Source organism: Mucilaginibacter sp. A5337 (assembly GCF_059690695.1).
Genome location: NZ_JCAWEC010000006.1, coordinates 292,400 through 316,205, shown reverse-complemented (window position 1 = coordinate 316,205; position 23,806 = coordinate 292,400). Strand labels below are relative to the sequence as shown.

Sequence of the window (23,806 nt, the reverse complement as noted above, 5' to 3'; positions counted from 1 at the left end):
ATAGTTCATGGATATTGGTTGATGGTTTTTAAATTTCATAAATCAGCTATGAACTATGAACCATAAACAATGAACTAATTATATCTTTGCCTAAAAAATAAAATAATGCTGCAAGTTAGTTATATCCGTGATAACCGGGAACAGGTTTTGGAACGTTTGGCTGTAAAAAATTTTAAACAGCCCCAACTGGTTGATGAAATAATTGAACTGGACGATAAACGTCGCTCCACTCAAACCAGTATGGATAATGTTTCGGCCGAGGCCAATGCAGCTGCAAAACAGATAGGTGAGCTGATGCGCGCCGGAAAAAAAGAAGAGGCTGAAGGGCTTAAAGGCAAGACTGGTGCCTGGAAAGAGGAGATCAAGAAATTGGGAGACCTGCTTACTATTACCGAGGAAGAATTATATCAAAAACTGGTATTGCTGCCTAACCTGCCGCATAGCTCGGTACCTAAAGGCTTAACTCCTGAGGATAATGAGGTTGTGTTAGAGAACGGTATTAAGCCCGAACTACCTGCCGATGCTTTACCGCACTGGGAGCTTGCTGCAAAATACAACCTGATTGATTTTGAACTGGGCGTTAAAATAACCGGAGCCGGTTTCCCTGTATACAAAAACAAAGGTGCCAAACTGCAACGCGCATTGATCAATTACTTTATTGACGAAGCCGAAAAAGCAGGCTACAGCGAAGTAAGCGTGCCTTTAATGGTAAACGAAGCATCTGGTTTCGGTACTTCGCAATTGCCGGATAAAGAAGGGCAGATGTACCATGTAGGTATCGATAACCTGTACCTGATCCCTACTGCCGAAGTGCCTATTACCAACCTCTACCGCGAGGTGATATTAAAAGAAGACCAGTTACCTGTACGTAACTGCGGCCATACACCATGTTTCCGTCGTGAGGCTGGTTCATACGGTGCACACGTACGTGGATTGAACCGCCTGCACCAGTTTGATAAGGTAGAAATCGTAACTATAGCTCATCCTGATAAATCATACGAAATTTTGGAGTTGATGAGCAGCCATGTGCAAGGCTTGTTACAAAAATTAGGCTTGCCATACCGTGTATTACGTCTTTGCGGCGGCGATATGGGTTTTGGATCTGCCTTAACTTATGATATGGAAACCTGGAGCGCAGCACAACAACGTTGGCTGGAAGTTTCATCAGTATCAAACTTTGAAACTTTCCAGAGTAACAGGCTTAAACTACGTTTCCGCAATGCCGATGGTAAAACACAATTAGCGCATACGTTAAACGGCAGTGCACTGGCCCTGCCGCGTATAGTTGCTACTTTATTGGAGAATAACCAAACCGAAAAAGGTATTAAAGTGCCGGAGGTACTTGTGCCGTATACTAAGTTTGAGTGGATTGATTAGTAGTCCCCCAGCCCCCTTAAAGGGGAGTCTGAAATTATAAAGCCCCGACACAAATGTTGTGCCGGGGCTTTTTTGTAGTTGCATTTTCCCTGCGCTCGTTTTCAACGAGTGCTTAACATGGGTTAGCGTTTGTAACGCGACTGGCGATGCAATCGCCAAACCGGATTAAGCGCTCATTACAAATGAGCGCAAGTTGTACACTGGTGGTGATGTGTACATCGGTATCTTAATATCAAAGCCAAACTACTTTCTGAAAACTTTCATGTTCGCGGCCGATGATATCGCGGTATAGATCAGGCTTCCTGGCCTGGATGTAACGATAGCCACCTGCTTTTTCCAGCTTATCGGGTGTTAATTCAGCTATTGTAAATTCGTTTTCAAGTGATCTGCATTCGCTCATAATATCGCCGTATGGATCAATGATCATGGAACATCCGTTTTTTAGCTGGTCATCGTCCATGCCTATTGGGTTGGAGAATATGGCATAAACCGCGTTATCATAGGCCCGCGCTGGCAACCATTTCATCAGCCATTGCCTGCCCTTAAGGCTGTCAAACTCCTGGCGAAGCAGATGAGCGTTTGCTTCTTTATTTTTCCATAATTCCGGGTCAACAAAACCGGCACCTGGTCGGGTTGACGGTGTACACATGGTAACGTGCGGCATAAAAATTACCTGTGCCCCAAGCAAGGTAGTTGCGCGTACATTTTCAATTACATTATTATCATAACAAATAAGGATCCCGCATTTCCATCCATACAAATCAAATACGGTATATGCGGTGCCCGGTAAAAGATGCGTATTGATAAAAGGATGTAATTTGCGATGTTTGGCAATGAGCCCGGCTTTATCAACGCATACATAGGCTTTAAACAGATTGTCATCTTTGTCCTTTTCAAACAGGCCGGCCAGTATGGCAATGTTATATTTTCGGGCATATTCGGTTAATGTGGTGATGCTCGGTCCGCCGGGAATTTCTTCGGCGAGATCAAGCATCTGTGCTTTGTTAAGTTTCCTGGCAAATGTGTAGCCTGTTATAGAACATTCATGAAAAGCAATTGCTTTGGCTCCTTGCGCCGCCGCATCCGCCGTCATTTGCTCAATAACCGATAAATTGTAGGCTTTATCGCCACTTTTATTTTCAAATTGTGCCGTGGCGATTGTTAGGTTTTCCATATGCTGATCATTTTTTTTCATTTCAAAATTATCCGAAGTATAGCGGATTGCATTGTAAAAAACCGACAAATGCAATTTTAAACCAACGGCATAAAGTTAATTGCCAGTAGATTATGGTTGGCTTTGTATTGCAGGGGAGTAACGCCGGTATGTTTCCGGAAAAAGTGATTAAGATGCGCCTGGTCATAGTATCCGCAGGCATAGCTCAATGAACTTAGCTCTTTTATTGAAGATAGTTTTTGTAGTTGCTTGAGATAGGTTTGAAATTTTACTGCGTCGATAAACTTTTTGGGAGAGATGCCAACTTCCTCGTTGAACTTACGCTCAAGCTGCCGTTCGGTTACAGGTATCTTGGTCAGCAGGGTTTGAACGTTGATAATGCCTTTATTTGCATGAATGATGCTTATAGCCTGATCTGTAATGCCAGCATATTTGACTTTGGAAGCGGTCTTTCTTAATAAAAACTGTTCGGCAATTGCGGCTGCAGCAGGAAGGTTGGCAGCGTTTGCGATCCTGTCTTCAAGATCGAGAGCTTCCTGTCCGAAAAGATCTTTTAACGGTACGGTGTTGTCATTTAGCTCATAGGCATGCAGGCCAAGCAGGGGTAGCAATGCATTGGGTTGTAAAACTATAATCAGCATAGCCAGTTCACCCGCCGAAATAATATCACTATAATGAGTAATTTGCCCATAAACAAAACTGCCTGGCTGCTTGCTGGCAAAGGTGTGTAGCTGGTTGTATTGGAGTAGGGGAGCTTTTAAATGAAATACCATCCCAGGGTTTCCGTCAGAAAACAGACGGTAATTCATGACAGCATGCTGTTTATGCGCTATAATTAAATAATGCTTAACAATACCCGAAAGCAAAGGATGTGGGGCTATTTGCATGGTGATGTGACAAATCCTATAAAGATAATTATTCCCTCTTGTAAATAATTATCCAGTTATGGAGCTGTTCGATACTCCCCCTTTAGGACCCTTTAGGGGGCGGGGGGCTAATATTTTCTATAAACGTTATAAAGTATATTTAAATCCAACTGCGTCATTACCGGTGTTTCATCAGTTTGTACAAAGTGACGTTTAAAAGCAACGATGGCCACAGGCAGGTTGCTGATATCATAGCCGATGAGCTTAAGTGCAGTGGCATAATCAAAATTATCGGGCGGAAGCTCAAGCAACTCTTCTCTCCAAAAACCAAAGCCTTTTTGAGCTAATAGTTTCCATGGAAATAATGGTCCCGGGTCTGGTTTGCGTAGCGGTGCTATATCCTGGTGCCCGATAAAATTGGCCTGCGGGATATTGTAAGTTTTCTTTAACTGAGCCAATAAAGCCAGCAGGCTTTTTATTTGTACATCATTAAAAGGTTCGTGCCCGTTATTGTCAATCTCAATGCCAATGGAACAGCTGTTCATATCAGTGATACTTCCCCATTTGCTGATGCCTGCATGCCAGGCCCGCAGGTAATCATTGAGCATATGATAAACCTTACCGTCTTTACTTACTACGTAATGTGCGCTTACCTGGGGTTTTACTAAGGTGAAAGTGTTGAGGGTTTGTTTAACCGAATCCTGTGCAGTATAATGAATGATTACATAGTTAGGTTTGCGCAGGTTAAAATTTACGGTACCTATCCACTCTGATGGAATAGCCTCACCTACACTGTCAACCAGCATAGCCGGTTGTTCGCGACTGATGACTTCAACTAATGAGTCGGTTTGGGTATGATACACTTTATTGGTGGTAGCGTAGGGTTGTACTTTAGGTGAGCATGCGCTAATGGCGGCTATAGCTGCAATAAACAATGAAATGTATATATTTTTCAAACCTTGATTCTCCTGATTTAAGGATTTATCCTGACAACTAAACAAGTATACAAAAAACCTTGATCCATTTGATTTAAAGACTTTCTGATTTTATCAGGTAATCCGCAAATCAAGCGAATCAAGGTTCAGATAGTTTACCTCTTTTGAGATAGCTTATGATTTTATTTTCAGCGGTTTTATATAGCTGTCGACCGCCTGATTAAGCCTAATAAAAGCGCGATAATGGCTATTACCAGCAAGATATGGATCAGGCCGCCTACCGATGTGAAAAATACGCCAATTGCCCATCCTATAATAAGGATCACTGCAATGATATACAGGAGTGAGTTCATAATACTTTGTTTTAATTAATGATTTTCATAGATATTAGTATAATAGCCTTATTGCTTTAAAAGTTTTAAGAAATTACTTTTTTGCGGATAAAAGCGCTCATTTACAGCGCCTGTAATGTATCTTTAGCAACATACATCATAAACCGATGAAATACTTTTTACTGTTTATCTGCCTGCTTCCGGCAGGGTTTGTTATTGGCCAGTCGAAACTACCCGTGATCAAAGCGACATCAAAAAAAGTAGCCATTAACGATGGCGGATTTCTGGATAAGAATGCCTGGTCGCTTTCGCCAAAAATGCGACCTGATGTTTATACTGCCGACAGGACACGGGCAACTAAATGGGTTACTTTTTATACAGATATAGATTCCATAAGGATAAAGGTTAAACCTGGTACCCGATATAATTTCGTCATCCTGCTTAACGGAAAGGATTCGTGCTATACACAAATAGCGAGCGCTATTCCACCGGTAAATAAACAGAATGGGGGCGTTACCAAAAACGATACTATTCCGTTTAAGCTTACGGCCTATAGCGCCATAGCGGTAAAAGCTGTAATGAATGATACCGATACGTTAAACCTGCATTTTGATCTAAGTTCGTTTGATTTTCATTTAACTAAGGATGCTATACTAAAGAAGACTAAGCTATTGCCCAATCACGCCGATGTGCTGGCGGGTAAAGCAAAGCCGAATTTTAATGAAATGAGCAAAGTGCTAAAACTGCAAATGGGAACGGCTGTTTGGCACAATCAGGAAATTTTACCCACAAACATAACCTCGACGGGAATGGATGGCCGGTTTGGCTGGAACCTGTTTGAAGGTAAGTTGGTAGAGGTTGATTATGATAACAATCGTATCATCATCTATAACACAAAGCCAAAGGGGTTGAAAAACTATGAGCGCTCGAAGATTGGGTTTATGCGGTCGTTTCCTTATGCTATCGGAATGTTTGAAATAGGCAGGAAAAAATACACCGGCAATTTTTCGATGGATACCGGGTCCGATCAATCAGCAATACTGGACAGTGCCTGGGCAGCTAAAAATGATTTCCCGACTAATTTAAAAGTTATCAAGTCATCCACCATCAGCGACCCTCGTGGGGTAAAGTATGATATGAAAATAGTAGAAGCTCCGCTGTTCAGGCTTAACGGCTTCCCGGTTACCAATGTGTCAACGCTTATTTTGAGCAATAAAAATCCCCTTGGTTTTGAAATTAACTATCTGGGTAATGGTTTGTTAAAGAGGTTCAATATGATAATCGATTTTAAGAATGATTATCTTTATTTGAAACCGAATAAATTATCGACCTGAATTTGATTTAGCCCCCAGCAGGCACCGCCCAGCTTTGCTGGTCCAAAACCGGGTTCACATCCATATTGTCATATTGGATATTAAGCTTTTGCTGGCCGCTTGTTGTTGCCTCATGATAGGGAATGGTGATACCCTGTACCGGCCGAAGATCTGACAACATCGAGAACAGTGTTTTGTCGCCCACCTTATAGCCGTAAGCCATCAACTGGTTTTGATCATTTATAGCAAATATATATTCGTTACCATTTAACTTGCATTGAACGGTGTACATGTTATTGGCGGGGATTTTTTGCGTATTGATGATCTGCATTTGATCAAGCAATGATTTACGTAAACCGAGAACCCCGGTGTAAAGGGCTGTTTTTACCTCGGCTACGCTACTGGCCGGCAGATCGGACTTGTTACCGCTGCTCCACTGCCATCCGGTATTGCCTTCAGTTTGCTGCACCGAAACAGGTTTGCCGTTTTGCCATATTTCAACACGCACCTTGCTGTTGGGTATATCAATCAGCTCAACAACTTTTAACCCCGAAACAGAGCCTGTTAATCGTGCTGTTTTCAATGCATTCAGTTTATCGCCACCATGAGTGGCATTAGCGTTTAAAAGCAGTGTTTTTCCATCCGGGGCAGCGGCATTATTGGCAGCAGTGTTTTCCGAAGTCTTTTTAGCCCCTGTTAATGACTTTGTGTTGTTGGCAGTAGCATTGTCATTATTGTCTACAAAAAATACCCGTCCGTCAACCACAGCCATACGGGTTTTACCACCCATATCGCAAAAAAAGCTGTGCAGTTCGGTATGGCCATCAGTATAGGTAAGCGTAAGCACCCCTTTGTTTATTTTATAGGTACCGCTGCCGTCCTTACTGCTCGAACTGCCGCCGCCAACATTTTCGCCGGCTACAACGGAGCCCGAATAACGTGAATTGCTAAAGTGACCCTTTTCGTCGAAATTTAATCCCTGTGTGCTTAAAGCACCTACGTAAGTTGTGCCATAGGCTGCGCCTCCACCGCCCATAGCGCTGATAAATGAATAATAGCCCGCAGGTATAATATTCCCCTGAAGCTTAAACAACTCATGTGCATAATTAGAAAGGCTTCCGTATTTGGTTATGGCATAAACAGACGAGCTTTTGGTGTATTTAAGGGTTACCTGTCCTTTGCTTATAGTGTAATGGCCACTCACGTTGGTTTGCCAGTCGGTACGGTTAAGCACATCATTGAAAGTGCCATCGGGCCTGAACAATATAGCAATGTCTGTTCTGTTCATGCCGCCGCCAAATATGGGGCTTGGCGAAAATTCGCATCCGGCATAAGCGCCATCTAACTTATCCTGGGCAAAAACAGAAGCGCAAAAGCAGACTAAAAAGGCAAATAGTACCAGTTTGAATTGTTTCATAGGGCGTCGGTTTTTGACGATAAACCATATTCTCTGGTTATTGTTTGTGGAAAGATTTTAATTAATAGGAGAGTATACAAGTCATTTCGACAAGGAACAAGGGGAAATCTTATACATCCAGCCATCTATATAGCATGCTGATTTGCGAGGTGTATAAGATTTCTCTTTCGCCCCGGCGCACACGCCCCGCCCGGCTCTGTCGAAATGACAATTTGGATGAAAAGGTTTTTTTACAAAAACGGCCGCAAGGAATAAATCCCCTGCGACCGCTCTTAAAAAAACTAATAAACGGTTTAAGCTTTTTCTGCTTTTGATGCCTGGTTAATGCCGGCCTCGGCAATTTGAGTGAGCAGGCTATCGCATGTTTTTTCTTCCTGTAAGGTTGAATCAAGCAGTTCGGCTGCATGATCATACCCCAATACACTGGCCAAAGTGCGGAGCGTACCGTAAGATGCAATTTCATAGTGCTCAATTTTTTGAGCTGCTGAAATAATCCCTGCATCGCGGGTAATGCTGCCTTTTTCTGTTTCGGATACAATTTCTTCGCCTTCCTTGATCAATCCGGCCATTGCTTCACATTTTACTGCTACGGCCTTTTGACCGATAGATGCGAAAGCATCTTCCAAACGGATGACCTGGCGTTCAGTTTCGGCCAGGTGGTTTTCAATAGCAGAACGTAATTCATCAGATGTTGCTGCTTTAGCCATTTTGGGTAATGCTTTGGTAAGATGTTTTTCGGCCCAATAAATGTCTTTTAATTCATCAATAAATAACTCGTTCAAGGCCGATTCCTGCACATTGGCAGTTTGCTCGGGTGATTTTACTTTTGTAGTTGCCATGGTAGATATTTTAATGTTTTTGCGAGGAAATATCTACAAACACAAAGCCGAATTTTATTATTTAAACAATTAAATTAATTATTATGATAATTTTAAGCATATCCAAGACTGGATTTTTCGTCTCAGCATGAAACTTGCCGGCAAGCGCCTGCAATCAAAAGTTCTAAAAAGCATACAACATGCCCGATTTTAAGGAATTAAGTAAGCCGACATAATACTTCCAACTCCCGGCTTCGGACTTCATCAAGCTCCTTTCTTTGTTTTTAAACTTGCCATCAGTTGATCGTATAGATCATCACCGCCGGTTTTACGCGGTTTAAGCTTTTTAACCTTGGCGCGTTTGCCTTTTGATTTGGCTTCGATGATTTTGAGCAGTTCATCATTATACTCATCCTTAAATTTGGATACGTCGAAATCTTCGGCGTATTGGTTTATCAGGGTGAGCCCCATATCCAGTTCTTTTTTACTTACATCAATCTTATCGGGCAGATTAAGGTCATCCGTATTGCGGATCTCCTGTGCAAAACGGATACGGGTAACCACCAGTACATTTTTAAGCGGATGAACTATACAAAGGCTTTCGGTACTGCGCAAAACGAAACGCGCCAGTCCTGCTTTTTTTGATTGTGTCAATGCCTGGATAAGCAGGGCATAGGCTTTATTGTTTTTGGTATCGGGCTCGGTGTAGTATGATGTTTCATAAAACATAGGGTTTACATCGGCTATATCAACAAAGCTTTCTATTTCAATTACTTTGCTTTTTTCGGGTGCGGCATCTTCAAAATCCTGCTCATCCATAATCACATAATCCTCATCCAGCTTGTAGCCTTTTACTATTTTGTCGTACGGTACCTCCTTATGGGTATTTTCATTCACCCGCTGATAGCGGATGCGCGCGTGATCGCGACTGTCCAGCATATCAAAGTCGAGCGAACTGGTTTGCACCGCCGAATACAATTTAACAGGAATGCTCACCAACCCAAAACCTATCGAACCTTTCCATATCGATCTCATAGCCAAATAACTTAATGTGTTGTAATATAACCATTAAAGGTTGAATGGGTTTGAGCGAGTGTTTATTAGGTTTCTGTGGAGAGGGGAATTGAAATTTCACTCCAGGCAAAACCACTCCTTTTTATTTACAAGCATACCAGTGGCTTAGTAAATAATTGTAGCCTTACTGTTACATATTAAACTAAATACACGTTACCTTAGTCATAACATCAAATAAAATACACATGAAAAAGCTATTTATCCTTGCCGCACTATTAGCAACTACTGTTGGAGCATTTGCCCAAAACGTTGACCTTAGGCGTAAAATTGAAGTTACCGGTATTGCCGAACAGGACGTTACCCCTGATATTATAAATGTAACCATATCACTACAGGAATATATGGATGGCAAAAAACACATCGCCATTAACGACCTGGAAGATCAGCTGGAAAAAGCCGTTAAAGACGCCGGTATTCCGTCATCAGATTTTACAGTGAATAATGTATCGGCCTGGAACAACACTTACCAAAAGAAAAAAGCACCCGACTTTTTGGCCAGCAAACAATACGGCTTACGTGTGCGCGATTTGAACAAGTTTAACCAGATCATGTCGAAGATTGATCCCAAAGGCATCCAATCAACCAATATTGAAAGCTACGACTATTCAAAAATGGCCGATCTGAAACGAGATCTTAAAATCAAAGCCCTACTTGCCGCACGCGATAAAGCAACTTACCTGTTAGCTGCCCTTGGCGAAAAACTGGGTGGTGCAATTAACATTACCGAAAGTGATAACAGCAGCTTCCCGCAGCCACGCGTTTATGCCAATGCTATGATGTTCAAAGCATCGGCCGACAGCAATGTTGCAGAATCAGATATCAGCTTCAAAACTATTAAGCTGAGCTTCCAGATCCAGGCGGTGTTTGAGATAGTGAAGTAGTATCGCCCCCCGGCCCCCTGAAGGGGGAGTTTAAAAAATCTGAAGCCTCTGTGAAAACAAACAGGGGCTTTTTTTATTATCTCTAAAATAAACACCCCCTTTAGGGGGTTGGGGGGCAAATATGCAATGGTTTGGCAGACGCGAAAGTGATAACGTTAACGATGAACGGGGCGGAGGCGGTGGCAGGTTAGCCATAGGTGGAGGATTGCTTGGCTTGATAGCCGCTGCAATTTATTTTTTTACCGGGGTCGATCCTTCGGCCCTGCTTAACCAGGTGGCAACCAATAGGCCAAGGCAGGAGCAAACAGCCAACAACGGCCCCGAGGATGCGGGCAAGCATTTTGTACGCGTAGTTTTAGCTGATACCGAAGATATCTGGACAAAGCTATTTGATGATATGGGTAAGACCTACGAAAAGCCGCAGTTAACTATATTTAATGGTTATGTACAATCAGCCTGTGGTACGGCAAGCTCGGCAAGTGGTCCGTTTTATTGCCCGGGCGATTCGCAGGTATATATAGATCTTTCTTTTTACGACGAATTGAAAAACCGTTTTGGAGCCTCCGGCGATTTTGCACAGGCTTACGTAATAGCGCATGAAGTTGGTCATCACGTGCAAAATCTGTTAGGTGTTTCGCAAAAAATGGACGCGGCACGGTCTCGTTTAAGTGAAAAAGCATACAACAAACTTTCAGTAAAGCTGGAATTACAGGCTGATTTTTACGCGGGTGTTTGGGCGCACTACGAAAAAAGCATGAAAAACGTGCTTGATAAAGGAGATATTGAAGAAGCCCTGAACGCGGCCAATGCCATCGGTGATGACCGTCTCCAAAAGCAGGCCCAAGGACATGTTGAGCCGGACAGCTTTACCCATGGCACCAGCGCCCAGCGCATGTACTGGTTTAAAAAAGGCTATGAAACCGGTGATATTAACCAGGGAGATACTTTTGGTAATGGGGATTTGGATTGATTAGCTGATTGGGTAGCTTGGGCTTACGAGGAGAGGGGTAGAAAGGAACTTTATTAGTAATTAACTTACATCGTTGCCCTCTTGGCCGGGCGGCCAAGAGGGCAACGATGTAAGTTATAAAACACAAAAGAATTTGATTACCAACCTAAACACCTCAAAATAAATTAACCCCAAAGCTCCATCCAACCCAACCACTCCAGTTTCGGTTATCATGAATAAATGAATGATGCAGATCCCGCACATAGGCGTAGCCATTAACAGGTGTACGCTGATCGGAATATAGAAAATTTAATGACGGGCCTGCGAAAATGGAAAATTTGCGACTAACCTTATAAGTAAAATCAAGATTGAATTTATTAAGCTGATTGGTTTTTAACCAGGTACCCTGGTACAGGTAACTTGAGCCGATTTCGGTGTTGATAGCCAAATGTCTGCCTAAACCAAACTCGCGCCCAAAACCTAAACCAAACGAATATAATTTGCTATTTCCATCAACCCGCATGCCGCCCTGCCAAATGGTATACAGGTTATGGTTACCGTTTTTAAAGGCGAGGTTGATATTCTGTGTTTCGTTGGTGGAGATAGCCAGCTTATGATACCCACTGTTGATGATATTCAGTAACCCAATGCTGAAGCCCGACGAAGTATCGGCAATGTTTACCAATGCCAGCTGCACCCCGGTTAGGTGTTTGGCGTAATTAAACAAGCCCGCTACCTGCAGGCCACCAAATTTTTGTTGTGCAATGTTGCCAATACCTCCAATCTGAAATGCGTCAGAATTTTTACCGGCGATATTGCCTATGGCTCCTAACTGAATACCCCTAACCGATCCACGGGTATGATTATATAGTGCTGACAATTGTAGGCCATTCATATTTTGTTTTACGCTGTTATGCAGCAACGCCAGTTGAATGCCCCGCACGTTGCCCAGTACATTATTATACAAGCCACCAAGCTGAATACCGTTTACGGACCCGCCGACAACGTTGAAGATCCCCGCTATTTGCACCGCGCCAACATCGCCTTTATCTAAATTGAAAATAATGCCCATTTCAAAACCGTCGACACCGGCATTGTACCCGCCGACTGCATTGAGGGAAACTACATTCACTACCTGTCCGCTGAAATTGCCATGGGTGCTAACGCCGGGTATGGCCGAAGCCTGGAAGGGAGCTTGTGCAATCAATCCGCCGAGATTGGCTGCCTGGATCTGTTGTTTGGTAGATAGGAATAATCTGCCCAGGGAAGTATTCTCAACGCCAGAATAATCATCACTAAGGATATAACCCAGCAGGCTCTTTTTCTTCAATGTAGTATCTGTACTTCTTACGTTAACATCAGCCAGGAAGGTAACGGTGGTGTCTTTATAAAATTCCCTGCTTATGGTTAAGGTGATCGGTTGACCTTGATTGCGAATCGTCATATCAAAATGACCGTCTTTATCTGTCAATACTGATTGTAGTTGCTCATGCGAGTATACGCTGGCATTCGGCAGTTTGTGGCCGGTTTGCTCGTCGGTAACCGTGCCGCTGATGGCATAACTATCGCCCTCCGTAGCAGCCTTATCGGTAACTATGGTGAGTTGGAGGGGGGCATATCTCAGGATAATAAAATTCTTGGTTTCGCGATACTCAAAACGGTAGCTGAGCATATGGTCGAGCACTTCCTTTATTGTCCAGTTATCAGCGTTAACGGTGACCAGGCTATCAGTTTTTACGATGTTGCTATTGTATGAAAAATAGAAGTTACCCTTTTGCTCGATGGTTTTAAGCACAGTACCCAGGCGCATTTCGGTTACATGTACAGAAATATTTTTGGACAGAATAGAATCGGCATGAGCTGTGAAGGCCGTGAGGAGGAGCAGGGCGAGGGTATAGTTTAGGTAACGATGTAGTTTATATAACATAAAATATTCTTAATATTAATAAACTATGTCATTGCGAGGAGGGACGACGAAGCAACCGCATGCTATACAGGGCGGTTATGCTTCCGTGCGGTTGCCACGCTATCGCTCGCAATGACATGCTTTTATAGTAATTAGTATAGCTACTTCCTTACTTCAACACAATCCCCTTTTTCCCCCGCTCCACTTTAATCTTAAACGTTTCGGAAATCACCAGCAATATCTCATCTAACGACTGATCTTTAAACACCGTAGTAATAGGCAGGTTAGTAATGGCCTTGTTGCCGATAACAATATGCGCCCCATAAATCTCGTTCAGCGAACCCACCAGCTCATGCAGCGGGGTTTCATCGCAAACCAGTTCATGGGTGGCATAATAGTTATACAAACGCCCTTTAATGTTCTCTTTCGCTTGCAAGCCATCCTTGCCCGTAACCAGGACTTTCTCGCCGGGGTTAAGGTTCACGTTTTTGTTTTTCTCGCTTACGTTAACAATGCCCGTTTCAACAATTACCTGCGTTTTACCGTCGCGGCTCTTTACATTGAATGACGTGCCAACCACCCTAACCGTTACACCATTCACCTTAATAATAAACGGTTGGGTTTTATTGGGCGTTACTTTAAAGAACGCTTCGCCCAGCATAGTAACTGGTCGGATTTTGCCGGTAAACTTTTCGGGGTAAATCAGGGTACTGTGATTATTCAGCGTAACTACCGAACCATCGGGCAGGGTTTGCGTACGGGTTTTGGCTTCGCTGTTTATCTTAACAAAAGCAATGTTTCTATTATCATAATAATGACTGATGGTTAGCCAGGCTACGGTACAAATCAATAGCAACGATGCCGCTATGCCAACCCACCAGCTGGTTTTCATTTTGCGAACCGGCGCGGGTTGGGTAGCTGTTGGAGCTGTATTATTCAGTCTTTTTTGCAGGCGAAGATAGGCCGCATCTTCATCGAGTGTTTTGGTAGAGGCGATGCGCTGGCTCTCATCCCAGATCAGTTTAAAATTATCATATTCCTGCCTGTTAGCAGGGGAGGCGGCAATCCAATTTTGTATAGCTTCCACCTCGGCGGGCGTAGCTTCGCCAACCAGGTATTTCACCAGCAAATCATCATCTATAGGCATACCGGTATAGCTCATACAAACCAATTCATAAATAACAATAAAATAATGGGTAAAAATTCGGCCAGTTTTTGGCGCATTACCCGCAGCGCCTTGCCCATCTGGTTTTCGATGGTTTTGATAGATAAACCCATCTGATCGGCAATTTGCTGGTATTTAAGTTGCTCAAACCTGCTCAGCTGAAAAATGATGCGGCACTGCTCGGGCAGTTCGCTCAGGGCTTTTTCGATATGCTTTTGCAGCTCGGCGGTGAGCAGTTTTTTTGAGGCCAGTTCACTGCTGCTGTTCTGCTCCATTTCATCAGCATAATAAACGCCAAAATTGGCGCGGACCTTCTGATGCTTTAAGTAGTTCAAACTTTCGTTATGTACAGACCGGTACAGGTAGGCCTTGATACTACCGTCGGTTTTAAGTTGATCGCGTTTTTCCCAAATGCGGCAAAATACATTTTGTACTACCTCTTCGGCCATTTCATCATCCTTTAAAAAAGTGTAGGCATAGGCGTGCAGACTTTTAAAGTGATCTTTAAAAAGCCGCTCAAAAGCCTTCTGGCTTCCCTGTTTAATTAAACCGATGGCCGTGCTATCGCTATATTCCACTTGTAAGGTGTAGATGTTAGCGCTAAAGATAGCTTGTTTGGCCGTTAAATTCATAGAGCCCAAATGTTAAAAATCAATCAGGCCAATTGGATCTGGATAGTGTACAGCGAATGATGAATATCAACCTTGCTGCACACGCCATTGGTATAGCTGTAAAAATTATAGTTACCATCGGGCAGGTCAATACGGTATACATGCGGGCTTACCTGTTTAACCTGCAGAAACTGCTGAAAATTATCTGAGTACACCTGCGCCTGGTTTTCGGGTTCGCGGCAGTACAGCAGCATCAGGTTGGCGGCAATTTGTTTTTGATCAACTGTTTTACCGCATTTGCCTTCGGCGATGGTTTGGTAGCCCGTGGCAACAGCCTTGGTTTGGCGATTGCATTTTTCAGAGCCGTTAACATGCCGGCATACCTGCGAACTGATGAGCTTGCCATTGTTAAAAGTGCTCTCCTCCTGGATATCGACCTTAACGCTGAAAATGAAGCGCATTTTTACTTCGGAGATCATTTTGAGGTACAACTCGTCGCCCTGGCGTTTTTGGTACAGGTTCATGTGGCCAACCACCTTGCCGCTGTGCAGTACATTGTACTTAACCGTTTGCTCCTGCGCCACAGCACCAACGGCAAGGCATAACAATGCCACCACCACAGCCACCCACCTAAGCGGACCGAAGATATTTAACGTTGGGAAAGTTTTGTTTTGGAGGGCAGGCCGGATATATTTTTTAAATAACCAAATTATTAAAGCGGGTATCATGGGTAATTATTTTAAAGTGATTGAATAAAGCTTTTAACGCGTTTACTTTATTACAACACTCTAAACTTTTACCCCTATGCCTTTGCATTATTTTGCTTAATTAATTAAATACTACTATATCTATCTGTATTATATAGATTGCAAACATAGTAAAAAAAAATCGGGTGTCCCAATTTTTTGATTCCCCACGAAAAATTGAAAATCTTCGCCGGGATCTTTTGTTGAAAAAGGGCAATGTTCCAAAAACTAAGAGTGAAACGCGGAACGGGTTGAAACGCCATTTGTGTTGATTATCAATGCTTTAGCAAATGGTATGAAACGAAATTAATGCGCAGAGGATCAGTTGATTAACCTTTTTTAGATGGAATTTGAGCGTTCCGGCCGAGGTTTGGGAAATGGTTAATTTTTCATTGATTTTTTGATGTTTTTTGCAGAAAAATGCATGTAGGCGATGTGGGGTGATTTGGGGCACTGACAATATAACGCCACCAATTGTGTGGGGTTTAAGCGCTATTTTTTATAATAATCATTTTCGTAATCACGAAAATGATTGAACGTTATGTGTGTTGGTTGCTGGACTGTCGATATAGATCATTTTTTGAGAAAGATTTTATTCAAAGGAATAACTGTTATAATGCTTAAATATGTAGTATTGGAATTATATTTATAAGTTTAACTCTGTTAGCAGTATTAAAATGACCTTAGACAACTTAAAACGTGTCTTTCTTGAAAACGGTTGCGATAAACTATATATAAAGGTTCTATCCGCAAACGATAATTCAAAAAATCAGGTTTATTTAAGTGGGAGTTATGATATCTTAAATGTTTTTCCCATCTCAGAAGTCAAAGCCGACTCTTCCGGTGATTGGAAAAAGGAACGTTTTAAAGCAAGTATTAGATTTAGCTGGATTATGGAGGATGGCAACTTTGCTTTGGCTCCAAATGCTCAATTTATTTTATATCCGAAGTACCCAGAAGTTCGTTTTTCTGGCTTTCTCAAAGGTTCGGAGAACGCCCCTTCTGGATTAATGAATGTTAGGTTGCCGGGAAGGATACTAATTTTGGGAGTGGGAAAAAATGGGCAAACATTTGGATATGTTGCATCACCTGAGGCTGAACTCACAAAATCCATCCTTAATATTGTCGATCTATATCACTACGGAGTATTTAAAGTTCTCGACTTAAAGCCACAGATTGACTATAAGGCATCTTTATTAAATGAATTGTTCCGCATACATTCTTTGGGGTGGATTAATTCCAAAAGATTACATAAAACAGGAGCAATATTGCCGTGTAATTCTCCCAACTGCGGGGGGTATACATTAGAGGCGGAGTTAGGAATTTCAGCTAATGGGTATTCAGAGCCTGACTATTTAGGCTATGAAATTAAACAATTTAAAGTAACAAATTTTGATCGAATTTCAAGTGAGGTAATTACTTTGATGACACCTGAGCCGACAGGCGGATTGTATGTCGATAATGGAGTAGACAGTTTTATCAGGTCCTATGGGTATGATGATAAAAATGGTATTCCAGATAGATTAAACTTTGGTGGAATTCATAAGGTTGGAAGCAGGCAAAAATTGACCGGATTAACCTTAGAATTAAAGGGATTTGATATTGAAAGCTCGAAAATTAGAAATGCCAGTGGTTCTATTTCTTTAGTAGATGACAACGGCAATGAAGCATCCAGTTGGAGTTTTACATCCATGATAAAGCACTGGAATAAAAAGCATAACCAAGCTTGTTATATTCCTTCAAAATCGATAACAGTACCTGCGCGTCAATATTATTATGGAAATAATGTCTTACTTGGAGATGGCACTGATTTCCAGTTGTTCTTGAAACAAATGGCGATTGGCAATATTTATTATGACCCAGGGATCAAAATGGAACTGGCTTCTTCTAATCCTCAAATAAAAAGGAGGAGCCAGTTCCGAATAAAATCAGGCAATTTAACAGAACTATATCATAAAGCGGAAACAATTAATCTACTGAAGTTTTATCATTGAAGGATAAAATGACGTTCGCTACCTCTTTGCCTACTGCTTGAATCAATGGTGTTACAACAGAATTTCCAAACTGTTTATACGCTTGGTTATCAGATACCGGTATTCTAAAGCTTTTATTTCCCTTGTTTACAGGATATCCCTGTAATGCTGCGCTCTCCATTGGGGTTAGCCGTCGGGGGTTGCCGGTTGTCTGAGGTATCAAAATTTCAGATCCATCTTTATAATATCGCGCACTCATTGTTCTGCTAATGCCATCCAAATTAACAAGTCCGAAACCAAAGCCGTTTCCTTTTAGCTTGTGTTTTTTTGAATATTCCTGAAGGAAATTCCATAGTTTGTCTGATAAAGTATATTTCGGGTCTACGTTTTCCTGAAGAATCGTTCTGATCTGCTTGTCAGCCTCTGGTAGTTTAACCAAGTCAAAATCAAAACTTATGTCTTCCCCATAAACGCTTTTGTCAAAACCAACCATCAAAGTCCTATCGCGATGTTGTGGAACAAAATGTTTTCCATTAAGTACCCTATGATCAAAAGAATAGCCTAAGTCTAAAAGGGTTTGTTTAATTACTTTAAAAGTGTTGCCCTTGTCATGCGAAACAAGATTCTTAACATTTTCGAGAAAATATGCTTTCGGGCGATGCTTTTCTATAATTTCAGCTACATGAAAGAATAGGTTACCTTGCTTTTCATCTTCAAAACCATGCTTTCTACCTAAGCTGTTTTTCTTTGATACTCCTGCAATTGAAAACGGTTGACATGGAAAACCGCCACACAGGATATCAAAGTTTTGAGGAATGAATGATTTAGTTTCTTCTTTTGTTATATCTCCAAATGGTGTCTCACCAAAATTTGCAAAATAAGTTTTTTGGGCATACTTGTCATATTCTGAACTGTAAACGCATAGACCGCCTAAATTTTGCAAAGCGAGTCTAAAGCCCCCTATTCCGGCAAATAAATCAATGAATGTGAATCTTTCAGTTCCTTCTTTTGGGCCGGGAAATGGAACGTCGGTAGCGTCAAAAAGATTTTGCTGTACTGCTGAATATAATGTTTCAGGTTCATTAAATTCGTTTGACGCGTTTTCGACTATCTCGTACGCCTTTTCCTTGTATATCGGATTTTGAGTAACAACGTAATGTGTTAAAACTGCTGAGTCAAGCTGGTCTGGCAACAGCGTTGATGTGGCTTTCATGGATTTAACCGCCATTAATTGGTTCCTCCATTGAAAGATTCACTGTTAAAGAAATCTCTAACCGTTACGTCGAGTGCGCAAATTATTTTTTCAAGATTAATTACAGAAACATTGCGTTTTCCGTTTTCAACTTCATTAACATAGGTCTTATCTATTTCAGCCTTAAAGGCTAAGGCTTCCTGGGTGAGTTTTAAATTTGTTCGGTATTCCTTTATGCGCAAACCGATTTTCTTCCGAATATCCATAGCTGCAAGCTATCGCCTATTCGACTATAAGTCAATCGGATATAAGTGAACTTTAGAGAATTATTGAGTGTTAAGAGTCGCTAACAACGAGTTGAGAGAATCGTCAAGAAAAGTTTTTTTTAACTCGCACTCCCATATCTTGATAATCTTCCAACCGTTAGCTATCAAAGTAGTTTCGGCTTTAACATCATTTAATGTATTCCCCTGAATCTTATTTAACCACCATTCAGTTCTGGTTTTCGGCACCACAAAATACCGGCATCCCTCATGCCCATGCCAAAAACATCCATGAATAAAAATCACAGTTTTATATTTCGGTAATACTATATCTGGTTTACCCGGCATGTCTTTTACATGCAGCCGGTAGCGGAAGCCGTTTTTATGCAGAAACTTGCGTACCAGAAGCTCAGGTTTGGTGTCCTTACTCCTGATCCTCGACATGTTGTAACTACGCGTCTCCTTTGAATGAACGTCTGTCATACCCCTAAACTACAATCTGAACAAAGCAAAGTTTTATTATCAATTCTCTATATAATATTCAACAATCGCCACATCCGCCTCCGCCCAATCCAAAGCCAATAATTCATCTTTAGCTACCCATTTAAAATCAAGATGCTCTTTTAACAAAACTTGCCCCGAGGTAATTTTGCAAACAAAAGGGATCAGTTGTACAGTAACATTAGGGTATTGATGCGTGTTGGCTGGTAATGAAGAAACAATCTCAACATCCACATGAAGCTCCTCCTTAATTTCGCGCATGAGGCAGGCTTCGGCGGTTTCGTCGGGTTCAATTTTACCGCCGGGGAACTCCCATTTTAAGGGCAGGCTCATGGTCGTGCTTCGCTGGGCAGCAAAAACAAGTCCGTCGGTATCAACAATTATGGCGCAGGTTACTTTGATCACGTTTCTAAGATAGGGGTTTAGGGCAAGAAACAATACAGCAAGAGTCAAGAAACAAGACAGAAAGAGCCAGGGGGAAAGACAGTAAGAGTTAAGAAATGAGAATAATAAAAATGATGTCATTGCGAGCGCAGCGTGGCAATCGCACGGAAGCAAAGCCGCTCTGTATAGCATGCGATTGCCTCGTCGCGCCCTGGCACATTCCCTGTGCTGCTCCTCGCAATGACATGATTTTTATTGATAATTTCCCAAATAAAAGCGCGCCGGCCCGACAAAAAAGCGGGCCAGGGGGTATGGCCTCCCGATGGGCATCGGGACAGGTCGTGGGCTGAAGCATTTTTTGTCTTGATGTTTGGTTACTTTGCATCTAAGGTAAAGGAGGGCGACGATGTCAGTCAGTTACAACAAAGGTTTAAAAGAACTAACTTTAACCTGTTAAAAACGCATCAAACCATGAAAGCAATAATTTTAAAAAGCTCTGGCGGGGTTGAAAACCTTGTACCTGCCGAAATACCTGTGCCAACTATAGCTGCCGATGAAGTGCTGGTAAAGCTAAAAGCCATCAGCATAAATCCTGTCGACGTTAAAACCCGTTCGGGGAAGGGCGTTTGGGGACGTATTAAGGATGAGTCGCCGGTTATTTTAGGCTGGGATATTTCGGGCGAGATTACCGAAGTAGGCGCAGATGTTACCGGCTTTAAACCCGGCGACGAGGTTTTTGCCATGATAGCTTTCCCTCAAAGCGGCAAAGCCTATGCCGAGTATGTTAAGGCCAAAGCCGGCGAACTTACGTTGAAACCAGCTGGGGTTAGTCACGAGGAAGCTGCCGCTGCTACACTTGCCGCGCTTACGCCATGGCAGGCTTTCCATACCTATGCGCAAATTAAACCCGGCGACCGTGTATTGATTCACGCTGCATCGGGCGGGGTTGGCCATTATGCCGTACAGATCGCTAAGCATTTGGGTGCTTATGTTATTGCTACCTCATCAGCCGCTAACCGCGATTTTGTTTTAGGCCTCGGTGCCGATGAGCATATCGACTATAAAGCAGAGCCTTTTGAAACTGCTACACACGATATCGACTTCGTGCTCGATACCATCGGCGGTGAATATATCGACCGCTCGCTGCAGGTGATGAAAAAAGGCGGCACTATTGTAAGCATCGTATCGGGCATGAACGAAGCCGTTACCCCTAAGGCTACGGCGTTAGGCATTAACGGTCATAATATCCTGGTAAAGCCAAGTGCCGAAAACATGACAACTATTGCCGGTTTGCTGCAAAAAGGCATCATCAAATCGCATGTATCTAAAGTGTTTCCGTTTGAACAAATGGCCGATGCGCATTTGCAACTGGAAAGCGGGAGGACGGTTGGTAAAGTAGTGCTGACGTTTTAAAGTGTTTTTTAATGTCATTGGGGAGCGCAGCAGAGGATGTGCAACGGGGGCGACGTGGCAATCTCGTAGTCATACAACCCGGAAGCATATCTGCTTTGTATAGCTGCGAGATTGCTGCCGTGCTACGCAATAACATAATTCGATTTAAAAAGACCTTAGTTGTATTTAACAAACATTGGCCCGCTCAATTGCCGCGGGAGGGCTGTTACTTTTGTCTTGACACAAAAGTAACCAAAAAGTCAAGTCAGCAGATAGGCTTCTTTGCCGCACAGGCCTTTGCTCACTTGTCCTTTCCTGGCCTTTGCCCTGCAAAGCGGGCAGAACCACAGGCTGCAATTATTTTGCCCCGCTTCGCACGCTCTTGGCCCCGCTTCTGCAAAAACTTGCTATGCCATTTCCTTCGCGCGAGGCCACCATTGTTCTGCCCGCTTTCACCCGAAGCTTACCTGCCGACGGGTTTGGGGAAAGAGACAAGACTTTGAGATTCAGGAAACAAGATAAGAGCTATTAAAATCAAAACCATGTCATTGCGAGCGCAGCGTGGCAACCACACGGAAGCATTGCCGCTCTGTATAGCATGCGATTGCCGCGTCGCGCCCCGGCTCATTCCCTTGCTGCTCCTCGCAATGACATGGTTTTTGTGATGGCTTAATGAAATCAGAGCATCTTATAATCCCCAAAACAAAAGCGCGTCGGCCCGACAAAAAAGCGGGCCTGGGAGTATGGCCTGCAGGGGGGAAGCATTTTTTTGTCTTGATGTTTGGTTACTTTGCATCTAAGGTAAAGTAACTGGCCCTCCCGCGGCCAAGAGCGGGACGATGTAAGTTATAAAACCACAAAAGCCCTTTTTAGAGTCTAAAAAAGAAAGCCTCGATCTAAACAGATCAAGGCTTCCAATATAAAATCACTTAAAAAAAAGCTTATTGGGCTGGGAACGCACTGCTGAAGTGCGAACCATCAGGGTAAATACCGGCAATGATAATGTTGCCCTGTATCGGTTTTACAATTGCCCTGTCAATATCATCAATACTGCTGATAGCTATTTTATTGATGCTGGTGATCACTACGCCTTCAGGAATTTCGGCAGCATCAAATAAACCGCCTTCACGTACCTGGGTTACCAGTACGCCTGCATTAACATGCAGCTTGGCTTTTTCGGCAGGGGTTAAAGCGTGGAAGCTTGCACCCAGTTTGTTAAACAATTCTTCTGCAGATTTAGAGGATGCTGTACGGTTTGAAGATGGTGCCGCATCGCCTTTTAGTGTTACCGCGAAATCTTTGTCCTTGCCATCACGCAATACGGTGATATTGATCTTATCACCGGGTTGTAAACGGCCTACACGCTCCTGCAAATCTGATGATTCATAAACCGGCTGGCCTTCAACCTTAACAATGATATCGCCTTTGCGTAAACCTGCCTGTTCGGCGCCACCACCCGGTACAAGGTCGTTAACGTACAGGCCGTTGGTGGTTGCTACATCAAGTTTCTGGGCTACATCAGGGTTAAGCTCAGTGAAAGTAACACCAACAAAACCACGTTTTACAGTACCGAATTTTTTGATATCGTTCAATACTTTTTTAGCCAGGTTAACCGGAATAGCGAAGCCATAACCTTCATATGAACCGGTGTGTGAAGCGATTGCTGCGTTAATGCCTATCAGCTCGCCGCGGGTGTTAACCAATGCACCACCGCTGTTACCAGGGTTAATGGCCGCATCTGTTTGAATGAACGACTCAATAGCCTTGTTCAGCTTAGGGCCTGATTGATTACGGGTACGCCCGAATGGATTCTCATCCTGGTTGTCTTCACTGCCAATGATACCGATGTTACGGCCTTTGGCGCTGATGATACCCGCTGTAACGGTTGATGTTAAGTTAAAAGGGTTACCTACGGCTAAAACCCATTCACCAACTTTAGCGTCATCGCTGTTGCCTAATTTAACAATGGGCAGGTTGGTAGCGCTCACTTTAATCAGGGCCAGGTCGGTACTTGGATCGGTACCGATAACTTTGGCACTGTAAGTGCGGTGGTCGTTTGTGGCAACGGTAATTTTATCGGCCTTTTCAACCACGTGGTTGTTGGTTACGATATAACCATCAGGCGAAATGATAACGCCTGAACCTGATGCCATTTGCGGGCCCTGCGGGCGCACACGCTGACCAAACATATCACCAAACATCTGCTCCAGCTGGTCCTGGCCGCCACCACTTGCTTTGCTGCTATACGTGGTGCGGATATAAACCACCGCCGGAGTAGCTACAGCTGCCGCCTGGGTAAAATCCAGATCGCCGGTTGATGATACCGGGGCCGAAGGGTTACTTGTAAAATATACTTTTTGTTTGTCCTCAAAGCTCATGTTGTCTGAGTACTTGTTTTCGATAACCTTGTACGTACCTAAGGCTATCGCACCCCCAACAAAAGCGGTTAATAGTGTTAAACCTATCTTTTTCATTTATTATTTGCCTTTCTTATTATTAAGTTTACTTATTTTACAGATCAAATTTAATACCATATA

General features: G+C 42.9%; 22 protein-coding genes. 6 read left to right on the top strand and 16 right to left on the bottom strand.

Annotation, left to right across the window (positions count from 1 at the left end):
* The first annotated feature begins 105 nt into the window (after window positions 1-105).
* Window positions 106-1,377, top strand: a complete 1,272-nt coding sequence (serS, locus tag AC59JO_RS21700; protein ID WP_497307942.1) for a serine--tRNA ligase — start codon at window positions 106-108, stop codon at window positions 1,375-1,377.
* A 232-nt stretch (window positions 1,378-1,609) separates the two neighbouring features.
* Here the strand turns inward: serS and AC59JO_RS21695 are convergent, their stop codons facing one another.
* From AC59JO_RS21695 to AC59JO_RS21680, 4 genes are all read right to left on the bottom strand, one after another.
* A complete protein-coding gene (locus tag AC59JO_RS21695) occupies window positions 1,610-2,551 on the bottom strand; it encodes a nitrilase-related carbon-nitrogen hydrolase (protein WP_497307940.1) in 942 nt (313 codons plus the stop codon).
* Between the two features lie 77 nt (window positions 2,552-2,628).
* Entirely contained in the window at window positions 2,629-3,438 is an 810-nt protein-coding gene (locus AC59JO_RS21690; protein WP_497307938.1) for an AraC family transcriptional regulator, read from the bottom strand.
* Window positions 3,439-3,545: 107 nt separating this feature from the next.
* Window positions 3,546-4,373 carry an N-acetylmuramoyl-L-alanine amidase gene (locus AC59JO_RS21685; RefSeq protein WP_413670608.1) on the bottom strand — a complete coding sequence of 276 codons (828 nt, stop codon included), beginning with the start codon at window positions 4,371-4,373 and terminating at the stop codon, window positions 3,546-3,548.
* A 176-nt stretch (window positions 4,374-4,549) separates the two neighbouring features.
* On the bottom strand, window positions 4,550-4,705 hold the full coding sequence (locus AC59JO_RS21680) for a lmo0937 family membrane protein (RefSeq protein WP_143065138.1): 156 nt from the start codon (window positions 4,703-4,705) through the stop codon (window positions 4,550-4,552).
* Between the two features lie 146 nt (window positions 4,706-4,851).
* Between AC59JO_RS21680 and AC59JO_RS21675 the strand changes: the two genes are divergently transcribed.
* Window positions 4,852-6,018, top strand: a complete 1,167-nt coding sequence (locus tag AC59JO_RS21675) for a hypothetical protein (protein WP_497307936.1) — start codon at window positions 4,852-4,854, stop codon at window positions 6,016-6,018.
* A gap of 7 nt (window positions 6,019-6,025) precedes the next feature.
* On the opposite strand, the gene AC59JO_RS21670 is transcribed toward AC59JO_RS21675, so the two are convergent.
* From AC59JO_RS21670 to ku, 3 genes are all read right to left on the bottom strand, one after another.
* Complete coding sequence (locus AC59JO_RS21670; RefSeq protein ID WP_497307934.1) at window positions 6,026-7,414, bottom strand: hypothetical protein; 1,389 nt, start codon at window positions 7,412-7,414, stop codon at window positions 6,026-6,028.
* Window positions 7,415-7,707: 293 nt separating this feature from the next.
* Window positions 7,708-8,253: a YciE/YciF ferroxidase family protein gene (locus AC59JO_RS21665; RefSeq protein WP_413670611.1), complete on the bottom strand. Its 546-nt coding sequence runs from the start codon at window positions 8,251-8,253 to the stop codon at window positions 7,708-7,710.
* Window positions 8,254-8,496: 243 nt separating this feature from the next.
* Window positions 8,497-9,267, bottom strand: a complete 771-nt coding sequence (gene ku / locus AC59JO_RS21660) for a non-homologous end joining protein Ku (RefSeq protein WP_413670612.1) — start codon at window positions 9,265-9,267, stop codon at window positions 8,497-8,499.
* 224 nt (window positions 9,268-9,491) lie between these two features.
* Here ku and AC59JO_RS21655 point away from each other — a divergent pair, with 224 nt between their 5' ends.
* Window positions 9,492-10,187, top strand: a complete 696-nt coding sequence (locus tag AC59JO_RS21655; protein WP_413670613.1) for an SIMPL domain-containing protein — start codon at window positions 9,492-9,494, stop codon at window positions 10,185-10,187.
* A 121-nt stretch (window positions 10,188-10,308) separates the two neighbouring features.
* Window positions 10,309-11,157: a KPN_02809 family neutral zinc metallopeptidase gene (gene ypfJ, locus AC59JO_RS21650; protein WP_413670614.1), complete on the top strand. Its 849-nt coding sequence runs from the start codon at window positions 10,309-10,311 to the stop codon at window positions 11,155-11,157.
* A gap of 154 nt (window positions 11,158-11,311) precedes the next feature.
* On the opposite strand, the gene AC59JO_RS21645 is transcribed toward ypfJ, so the two are convergent.
* The 4 genes from AC59JO_RS21645 to AC59JO_RS21630 form a co-directional block, all read right to left on the bottom strand.
* Complete coding sequence (locus AC59JO_RS21645) at window positions 11,312-13,063, bottom strand: carboxypeptidase-like regulatory domain-containing protein (RefSeq protein ID WP_413670615.1); 1,752 nt, start codon at window positions 13,061-13,063, stop codon at window positions 11,312-11,314.
* Window positions 13,064-13,211: 148 nt separating this feature from the next.
* Entirely contained in the window at window positions 13,212-14,204 is a 993-nt protein-coding gene (locus AC59JO_RS21640; RefSeq protein WP_497307931.1) for a FecR domain-containing protein, read from the bottom strand.
* Entirely contained in the window at window positions 14,201-14,839 is a 639-nt protein-coding gene (locus AC59JO_RS21635) for an RNA polymerase sigma-70 factor (RefSeq protein ID WP_497307929.1), read from the bottom strand. The genes AC59JO_RS21640 and AC59JO_RS21635 overlap by 4 nt, the downstream gene beginning before the upstream one ends.
* Before the next feature lie 23 nt (window positions 14,840-14,862).
* Entirely contained in the window at window positions 14,863-15,546 is a 684-nt protein-coding gene (locus AC59JO_RS21630; RefSeq protein WP_497307927.1) for a DUF6134 family protein, read from the bottom strand.
* 695 nt (window positions 15,547-16,241) lie between these two features.
* Here AC59JO_RS21630 and AC59JO_RS21625 point away from each other — a divergent pair.
* A complete protein-coding gene (locus tag AC59JO_RS21625) occupies window positions 16,242-17,558 on the top strand; it encodes an MvaI/BcnI family restriction endonuclease (protein ID WP_497307925.1) in 1,317 nt (438 codons plus the stop codon).
* Here AC59JO_RS21625 and dcm read toward each other — a convergent pair.
* The 4 genes from dcm to AC59JO_RS21605 are packed head-to-tail and all read right to left on the bottom strand — an operon-like array spanning window position 17,533 to window position 19,898.
* A complete protein-coding gene (dcm, locus tag AC59JO_RS21620; protein WP_497307923.1) occupies window positions 17,533-18,750 on the bottom strand; it encodes a DNA (cytosine-5-)-methyltransferase in 1,218 nt (405 codons plus the stop codon). The two genes, AC59JO_RS21625 and dcm, sit on opposite strands and share 26 nt — an antisense overlap.
* Before the next feature lie 14 nt (window positions 18,751-18,764).
* The gene (locus tag AC59JO_RS21615; protein ID WP_497307921.1) at window positions 18,765-18,995 is read right to left on the bottom strand and encodes a helix-turn-helix domain-containing protein; all 231 of its coding nucleotides are present in this window, start codon (window positions 18,993-18,995) and stop codon (window positions 18,765-18,767) included.
* A gap of 60 nt (window positions 18,996-19,055) precedes the next feature.
* Complete coding sequence (locus AC59JO_RS21610; protein ID WP_497307919.1) at window positions 19,056-19,475, bottom strand: very short patch repair endonuclease; 420 nt, start codon at window positions 19,473-19,475, stop codon at window positions 19,056-19,058.
* Between the two features lie 39 nt (window positions 19,476-19,514).
* Entirely contained in the window at window positions 19,515-19,898 is a 384-nt protein-coding gene (locus AC59JO_RS21605) for a (deoxy)nucleoside triphosphate pyrophosphohydrolase (protein ID WP_497307917.1), read from the bottom strand.
* Window positions 19,899-20,348: 450 nt separating this feature from the next.
* On the opposite strand from AC59JO_RS21605, the gene AC59JO_RS21600 reads away from it, so the two are divergent.
* Window positions 20,349-21,290 carry an NADP-dependent oxidoreductase gene (locus tag AC59JO_RS21600; RefSeq protein WP_497307915.1) on the top strand — a complete coding sequence of 314 codons (942 nt, stop codon included), beginning with the start codon at window positions 20,349-20,351 and terminating at the stop codon, window positions 21,288-21,290.
* A gap of 920 nt (window positions 21,291-22,210) precedes the next feature.
* Here AC59JO_RS21600 and AC59JO_RS21595 read toward each other — a convergent pair.
* Window positions 22,211-23,743 (bottom strand): Do family serine endopeptidase, encoded by a 1,533-nt coding sequence (locus AC59JO_RS21595; protein WP_497307913.1) that lies wholly within the window; start codon window positions 23,741-23,743, stop codon window positions 22,211-22,213.
* Between the last annotated feature and the right edge of the window lie 63 nt (window positions 23,744-23,806).